Annotated in this window: 6 protein-coding genes and 2 pseudogenes; 7 read left to right on the forward strand and 1 reads right to left on the reverse strand. The window is 67.0% G+C overall.

The window, feature by feature from the left end; genetic code table 11:
* Positions 1 to 269: 269 nt before the first annotated feature.
* A pseudogene (locus EP26_RS29240) lies at positions 270 to 434 on the forward strand (transposase); the annotation flags it as partial.
* A 330-nt stretch (positions 435 to 764) separates the two neighbouring features.
* On the opposite strand, the gene EP26_RS32700 reads toward EP26_RS29240, so the two are convergent.
* On the reverse strand, positions 765 to 1,466 hold the full coding sequence (locus EP26_RS32700) for a MerR family transcriptional regulator (RefSeq protein WP_084113128.1): 702 nt from the start codon (positions 1,464 to 1,466) through the stop codon (positions 765 to 767).
* A 99-nt stretch (positions 1,467 to 1,565) separates the two neighbouring features.
* On the opposite strand from EP26_RS32700, the gene EP26_RS29250 reads away from it, so the two are divergent.
* From EP26_RS29250 to EP26_RS29275, 6 genes and pseudogenes are all read left to right on the forward strand, one after another.
* A complete protein-coding gene (locus tag EP26_RS29250) occupies positions 1,566 to 2,009 on the forward strand; it encodes a nucleotidyltransferase family protein (protein WP_043344674.1) in 444 nt (147 codons plus the stop codon).
* A complete protein-coding gene (locus EP26_RS29255; RefSeq protein WP_043344676.1) occupies positions 2,009 to 2,368 on the forward strand; it encodes a HepT-like ribonuclease domain-containing protein in 360 nt (119 codons plus the stop codon). The genes EP26_RS29250 and EP26_RS29255 overlap by 1 nt, the downstream gene beginning before the upstream one ends.
* Before the next feature lie 183 nt (positions 2,369 to 2,551).
* Positions 2,552 to 2,899 carry a hypothetical protein gene (locus tag EP26_RS35795; RefSeq protein ID WP_157033915.1) on the forward strand — a complete coding sequence of 116 codons (348 nt, stop codon included), beginning with the start codon at positions 2,552 to 2,554 and terminating at the stop codon, positions 2,897 to 2,899.
* A gap of 66 nt (positions 2,900 to 2,965) precedes the next feature.
* Positions 2,966 to 5,335 (forward strand): PAS domain S-box protein, encoded by a 2,370-nt coding sequence (locus EP26_RS32705; RefSeq protein ID WP_052389846.1) that lies wholly within the window; start codon positions 2,966 to 2,968, stop codon positions 5,333 to 5,335.
* 48 nt (positions 5,336 to 5,383) lie between these two features.
* Positions 5,384 to 5,993: pseudogene (locus EP26_RS37880) on the forward strand (IS5 family transposase); the annotation flags it as partial.
* A gap of 105 nt (positions 5,994 to 6,098) precedes the next feature.
* The coding region (locus tag EP26_RS29275; RefSeq protein WP_169747536.1) for a transposase at positions 6,099 to 6,356 on the forward strand (258 nt) is incomplete at its 3' end.

The raw sequence follows: 6,356 nt of genomic DNA on the forward strand, positions 1-6,356 counted from the left end.
GGGTGGTCTGTTGCGATTCCCGCTGCTTTACAAGAAGCATCGCCAGACCGCAGCCCGTAACGGCGGGCCGGTACTGGGAGGCCACCATGAAACGAAGCTGCGTCGCCATCATTGCGGCCCTTGCACTCTGGCCGAGTTTTGCCTTGGGTAGCGTCCACGGAGGTGGTGGGAAATCCAGCCTTGGCTGGGGTGTAGAGCTGGGGTGGCCATCGGACCTAGCGGCTAGGGTGGAGTTGCGACGCTCCCACCCCTGACCGGCCGAGGACCCGATGACCGAGGACAGACTGCCACTGGCTGAGCTGCTGGCGAAAGCCGGGGATAGTGACTTTCTGCGCAGTGTTGCCGAGGCGGTGCTGCAGATGCTGATGGAGGCCGATGTGGAAGGCCTGATCGGGGCTGGGCGGCATGAGCGCAGCGGCGAGCGGCTGACCTACCCGATCGCCCGATCGTCGCCCGGTGGCCGGGCATCCAGCAGCGAGCTGGCCTCGCTGGCGAAGGCGACGACAGTCAGCGGGCCGAGCGCCTTGGCGACCGCGACCGCGACGGCGGTGCGGCGAGCGACGTCGAGCTTGTCGCTGGCCCTGAAGCTGGAGACGTCGATGACCAGCGCCAGGTTGAGTGGCGGCGCGTCCGTGCCATGGCCCGGCTGCCGTCGGCGGCAGGGTCAGCCACGAGGTAGCGGACCGGGCTGCCGCCCTCCGAGGCAAAAGCGCGGTCGAGGCCGGCGGTCAAGGTGAGGTGGATGGCGTGGTCAGGAGTGTCGGTTATGGGTGCTTTCCCAGCAGGATGTCGCGGATCAGGTCGGCGCAGCGTTCCAGGCGGGCGCGCTGCTCGGCATCAAGGCAGCCGCGGACGGACAGTTCGACGTCGGGGGTGACGGGGAGGCGGAACCAATCTTCGGCGCGCGCCTTGCGGGCGGCCTCCGGGCGGGCCTGGCCAAGGCGGCGTTCGAGCGCCTCGAAGCCGGTCGGCGGCAGCGCCAGCGACTGCTGGCGCGGCGCAGGTGGCGGCATGCCCGCCGGCGGTGGTGGCGAAGGCGATACATCCATCATGGGGGCGGGCGCCGACCGCGCTCTGAGGGCGCGGAGGTAGTCGAGGGCCGAGGGAGGGGCGGGTGCCGGCTCAGCCGGCTCGGGTGCTAGGTCGGCAGCGCGCTCGGCATGGGCCTGCAGTTGCTCCGTCGTCGCCACCAGCAGTTCCTGCCGAATGGCGGCGAGTGGCATGCCGAGGCGGTCGCGCATGCCGCGGATGGCCATCAGGCGCTCCAACCCACCGGCCGGATAGCGGGCGCCGGGGCCACGGGAGCGCGGTGCCGGGATCGGGCCTTGGGCAACCCAGGAGCGGATCGTCCGGGGTTCGAGGCCCGAGGCTGCGGCCAGCTCGGCGAGGGTAAGTTCGGTGGGCGGCAGACCGCAATCACAGAAGTGACATTGCGCCATGTCGCGACTAAATTTGCGGATGCGCATCGGACGCGCTATTGCAAGCCGGCGGCCTGGGTGAGGGGCCAGAGATCAAGCCAGGGCGTTTGGTTGTGTGCACAAGTGCGCTTGTGCTTTCATCACCGCATGGATCGCACCGCCTTCCTCTCCGTTCGGCTGCCACCGGAGATCCGCAACCGCGTCAAGGCGGTCGCGGCGGCGCGCGGCCAGACCGTGCAGGACCTGGTCGGCGGTCTCGTCGAACACTTCCTCGCCGAACAGGATCGCAAGCCCCCCGCTCTCGCAGCCGTTCTCGCCCGCCCGCGCGAGCGCGAGGCCGATCTCCGCCGGCGCGGCATCACCGGCCTTTGGGTCTTCGGCTCCGTTGCCCGCGGCGAGGCCCGGCCGGACAGCGACAGCGACCTGGTCGCCGAACTCGACCCGGCCGCCCGCATGTCGCTGACCGGCCTCGCCAGTCTGCGGTCCGACCTCGCGGACCTCCTCGGCGTCCCGGTCGACCTCGCCGAGTGGGGCATCCTGCACCCACCGGTCCTCGACCGGGCCAGGCACGAGGCGGTGCAGGCCTTCTGATGCGGGACCTGACGGTTCGCCTCGCCGACATCCGCACGGCCGCTGCCGATATCCTGAGCCTCGTCGAGGAGTTGGACGAGCAGGCCTTCGCCGCGCTGCCGGAGACGGACTGCCGAACCTACCGCGCCATCAAGAACGCCTTGGCCGAGCTCGGCGAGGCCACCAAGCAGTTGCCGCCGGAGGTGCTGGCGGCCCAGCGCAACATCGACTGCCGGGGTTTCGCCGGCCTGTGCGACATCGTGACGCACCAGTACTTCAGCGTCGAGTTATCGCGGCTCTGGCCGACGGTGAACGACGAACCGCCGGCGTTGCTGGTCGCGATCGACGTTGAACTCCGGCGGCTGTCATCTCCGCCGTGAGTGACCGCCCGATCATCCAGGAGGCGGACCTCGCGGATGCTCTCGGTCCCACGATTGGCTCTTTCCTGGCTTTCGCTGACAGGCATTGCCAAGTTGACGACCGCGCGCCGAAATGGCTGTCCCATCACGTCGTGGTTCAGACCGTCAACGCCACAAAGGTAGCGTGCAGCTGCGAACTCCGGAGTGCCAATTGCGATTTTTCGATCTACCCGTGCACTGGTTGACAATGCCGGCTGTTATCGTGCCGGCTCGCGCGAGTGCCGCCTCAAGCGCGCGGCCGAGACTACACCACCGCAGCGCGATGCGCACCTGCGATCTCTTGCCGAGCGCGGCTGCATGGGATGGCAGCGGGCATCGAGGTGCGACATCCACGCCTTGGTAGAGGCCGATGTCTCGCGCTGGAAGCGCCTTATCAGCGATGGACTACGTCCGCAAACGGACGGGCGGCAAGTTACCGAGGTGCCCATCGCCGCTGGCGTGCTGAACCGAATGCTGAAGCTTGGACACCCCAACTACATCCGCACCCTGTGACTGGAAATACAGGTCGTGCCCTTACGCGTCTATACCATCGACCCCTGCAACAAGGTGGGAGGCAGCATGAACATGTCGACGACAGGCGGTACTAGCCGCCCTCCGCCCTTGGAGGTTGGCGGGTCCTTAGCCGAGGCGGCCGAGGCCGAGGCGGTGCGGCTGCCGGTCCTGCAAGGTTACGCGATCCTTGACACGCCTGCAGAGGCAGCCTTCGACCGACTGGCGGCGCTTGCGCGCGACCTCCTTCGAACTCCGACAGCCATGGTTTCGCTAATCGACGAAACCCGCCAGTGGTTCAAAGCGCGCATTGGCACGGATCTGCGGGAGGTACCGCGTGAACTGGCATTCTGCGATCATACCATCCGAGGTGCTCCGGACGGGGTGTTCGTCGTGCCTGACTTGAAGGCCGACCCACGGTTCGCTTCCAACCCGCTGGTCGCTGGTAGCCCGCATCTTCGATTCTACGCTGGTGCGCCGCTTGTCAGTCCAGGTGGGGCGGTGCTCGGAACCGTCAGCGTGCTCTGCACCAAGCCGCGCCCCGAAGGTCTGTCGGAGACGGAGAGGCAGGGACTTCGTAACCTTGCCGCCATGGTAACAGACGAGCTGGAGTTGCGGCTGCAGTCGCGCTTGTCCCAAGAGGCGGCGGTGCGTGCCGAAGCAGCACGGGCCGCCGAGGAGCGACTACGCCGTGCGCAGGAGGCCGCCGGGGTCGTCGCCTTCGAGATCGCCGGCCGAAGCCGAATGGTCGCCGACGTGGCCCCCCGAGCCGACGGGCTGCGCGAAGTCCTCGGCTTGTCACCCGGTTCATTGCTGGACCTGCGCCATGTGCTTGCCGCGGTGTGCCGGGAGGATCGCCCTGCGCTTGCCGCCGAGACCCGTCGGCTAGCAGACGCGGGCGGCGAGTTTCGCCTCGAATTCCGCGTCAAGCCCGGGCGCTGGCTGCAGGCGCGCGGCAGGGTCGAGACTACCAAAGGCCAGGACCAAGTGTCATATTGGCGCGCTTCTGGGATCATTCTCGATATCACGGAGCGCAAGGAGATGGAGCTTGCGCTGCGCGAGGCCGAACTCCGTCAACGCACGCTCTTCGAAGCCGCACCTTTTGGCGTGATCATCATTGATCCTGAAAGGCACCGAATCCTCGACGTCAACGGGCGGGTCTGCGCCGAGTACGGCTACACGCGCGAGGAGTTCCTTCACCTCTCAATCGCCGACATCGACGCGCTCGGAGCCTCCGAGGCCATCCGCGTCCGAGGCAGGGCGCATTCCGTCCGACCAGGCACTCAAGAGTTCGAAGCGCAGCACCGGACCAAGGCCGGCGAAATCCGCGACGTGCTAGTCCGGGCGCAAGGTGTCATGCTTGGCGGCCGGAAGGTGACCTACGGCGCCCATATCGATATTACCGGGCGCAAGGCGGCCGAAGCGGCCTTGCGAGAGAGTGAGGCCGAGTTCCGGGCCGCGTTCGAACAGGCTTCCGTAGCGATGTCTGAGGTGGACTGTGCCACTGGGTGCGTGCTCCGGGCGAACACCGCCTATGCGCGGCTCGTCGGACGCCCTGCCGAAGAGATTGCGGGCCAGCGGTTCTCCGACTTCGTGCATCCCGATGACCGGGCCGAGGACCTTGCGGGGTTCCGGCGTGTGTGCCGCGGCGAAACGCCGACACACGAGGTCGCCAAGCGCTACGTGCAGCCTGACGGGTCGGTTCGCTGGGCCGAGCTGACCTCGGCGCCTGTATGTGACCAGGCGGGGCGGATCGTGCGCACCGTGGCGATCGTCCAAGACGTGACGGAGCGCCGGGCCGCCGAGGAGCGCCAGGCGCTGTTGGTACGCGAAGTGGATCACCGGGCGAAGAACGTGCTGGCCGTGGTGCAAGCAGCGCTGCGGCTGACGCCGAAGGGCGACACCGAGGCCTATGCGAAAGCCGTCGAGGGTCGGGTGATGGCGCTCGCCCGGGCTCATACGCTGCTGGCAGCCGAACGCTGGACCGGTGCCTGGCTGCGCACTCTGCTCGAGGGTGACCTGGCAGCCTTCCTGTCGAGCACCATGACCAGCGCTGGATCCGGTCAGCGGGCGGAGCTGCACGGCCCAAACGTAATGCTCTCGCCTGCTTCGGCGCAGGCGCTGTCGATGACGTTACACGAGCTTGCTACGAACGCTACCAAACACGGAGCGCTTTCCGCACCTGGAGGCCGAATCTCAGTATCGTGGCGCGTCACCAAGGAAAGCGACAGGAGCGCGCTTTGGCTGCAATGGAGTGAGGCCGGTGGGCCGCTGGTAACCGGGGCGCCCGCGCGCCGCGGGTTCGGCTCCCGAGTGATCGAGGCCACTGTCCGAGACCAACTCGGCGGCACGGTTCGTACAAATTGGGAGGCAAGTGGAGTTATATGCGAGCTGACCGTGCCGCTCAGTGTTCATCCGGGAACAGATCGAGTGATGTGAGTCCGTTGTGATTGGCTCGTGGCGGCGGTTGTCGGAAGAAGAATGTGCATGTGGACGCCCGAGAACCGGCCGAAATACGACCGTAGCAAGCTGCGCTATCCGAGTGATTTGACCGATGAGGACTGGTCGATCATCGGCCCGGTTGATCGCCTTGGGCGCTCAACCCCGGACGCGAAGGGCGGCGGCAACAAGCGGGCGGTCGACGTGCGCGCGGTGCTCGATGGGGTGATGTACAACCTGAGCACCAGCTGCCAGTGGGCGGCGCTGCCAAAGGACCTACCGCCGCGGAGCACGGCGGACGACTACCTGCGGCGCTGAGACGAGGACCTGACGCTCGATCGCATTCACCATGCTCTCCACGTTCTGTGCCGGGAGCAGGCCAGCCCGACAGCCGCGATTACCGACAGCCAGAGCGTGAAAAATGCGGAAAAAGGGGCGCTGCATCGGCCCCTCGGGTTACGACGCGGACAAGAAGATCAAAGGCAAGAAGCGTCACGTCCTGGTCGACACTCAAGGCTTGCTGATGCAGGCCATCATCCACGCGGCCGACATTCAGGACCGCGATGGTGGCGTGCTGCTGATGGGCTCGCTGTTCGGCCTCTACCCCTTCCTGCTGAAGCTCTACGCCGACGGAGGGTACCAGGGCGCCAACTTCCAGGCCGGGCTCTACGCACGACCTGTCGTACCTGTTGTGACGGCCCCACCTTGCGAAACGTCCCGGGCTTGAGGCCGTGATGTCGGTCTCTGGCTGATGGAGGCAGGTATGGAGGCGGACGTAGAGACCACGAGTACGCATACAAGTACGCTTACGAGTGCTCGCAGCGAGGTGGTGGAGGTGGTGACCCGCGGCGAGCGGCGCCGGCTGTGGTCGGATGAGCAGAAACAGCTGATCGTGGCCGAGGCGATGCAGCCTGGAGCGTTGGTCACCGAGGTGGCTCGGCGTTGGGGCATCGGCACGGGGCTGATCTACACCTGGCGCCGGCAGATGCGGCAGGGTGAGCTCGGCGTTGTGCCGGTGTTC

The sequence above is a fragment of the Belnapia moabensis DSM 16746 genome, from assembly GCF_000745835.1.
Classification (GTDB): Bacteria; Pseudomonadota; Alphaproteobacteria; order Acetobacterales; family Acetobacteraceae; genus Belnapia; species Belnapia moabensis.

Coding starts and splice junctions, on each gene's coding strand:
- EP26_RS32705 (WP_052389846.1), top strand. CDS start 2,966: ATGAACATGTCGACGACAGGCGGTACTAGCCGCCCTCCGCCCTTGGAG.
- EP26_RS32700 (WP_084113128.1), bottom strand. CDS start 1,466: ATGCGCATCCGCAAATTTAGTCGCGACATGGCGCAATGTCACTTCTGT.
- EP26_RS29250 (WP_043344674.1), top strand. CDS start 1,566: ATGGATCGCACCGCCTTCCTCTCCGTTCGGCTGCCACCGGAGATCCGC.
- EP26_RS29255 (WP_043344676.1), top strand. CDS start 2,009: ATGCGGGACCTGACGGTTCGCCTCGCCGACATCCGCACGGCCGCTGCC.